This window comes from Chloroflexus sp., assembly GCF_056331925.1.
Genome location: NZ_JBWGQH010000080.1, coordinates 1 through 690 on the forward strand (window position 1 = coordinate 1; position 690 = coordinate 690).

Here is a 690-nt window from a genome sequence, read left to right on the forward strand (position 1 = left end):
GATCGTCCTTCCCTCTTAGCTGATGTTCGCCGGCCCACGATAGCGGTTGAGTTCTACAACGGCACAACGTGGGTTGACGTCTCGCAGCATGTTATCAGTGCGACGGTGCAGGCGTCGTTACCTGATGTGTTGTCGTTCGGCGCCGGCCCTATTCCATCAGCACAAGTTACCCTTGGCCCTGGCGCACATGCGTACACACCGGCATTTGCGCCAATCCGTATTACCTACAGTCTTCACCCCTTTCCATCAGGCTTCCGCGTGTTTGTAGGGTACGTACTCCGGAGTGAACGAACACCAACCGAGGTGGTGTGGTCGTGTAGTGGCATCGGTGACATGATTGCAGCGCAGGCGATCCGCATACCGGTACGACGGTCCCGTCCAGCGCATACCCAAACAACGACTACCAGTATCGAGGACCCAAACAACCCGTCATACCGCGGTGGTATCATCAACGAATTGTTATGGAAAGCAGGTGGTCGTCCACTTGAACAACAAAGTACGTACCCCGATGCACCGTGGTACTACACGTGTAGTCATTCGTTGCTTACGCCGGCGTGGTCGTGGCTTGACGGGGAGAATGCTTGGGAAGATGCTGGCCGATTATGCCGCGCCGTTGGTTCACTTATCTATCAGGACGGCGACGGAATTGTGCGGTGCCGTTCCGTCATTCACGCTATCACCGGCCCAGTC

At 56.2% G+C, this 690-nt stretch carries 1 protein-coding gene; it reads left to right on the forward strand.

Going from position 1 to position 690, the window contains the following annotated elements; genetic code table 11:
• Positions 1-690 (forward strand): hypothetical protein (locus AC01ZF_RS17580; RefSeq protein WP_476575557.1); only part of this gene is annotated, 690 nt, incomplete at both ends.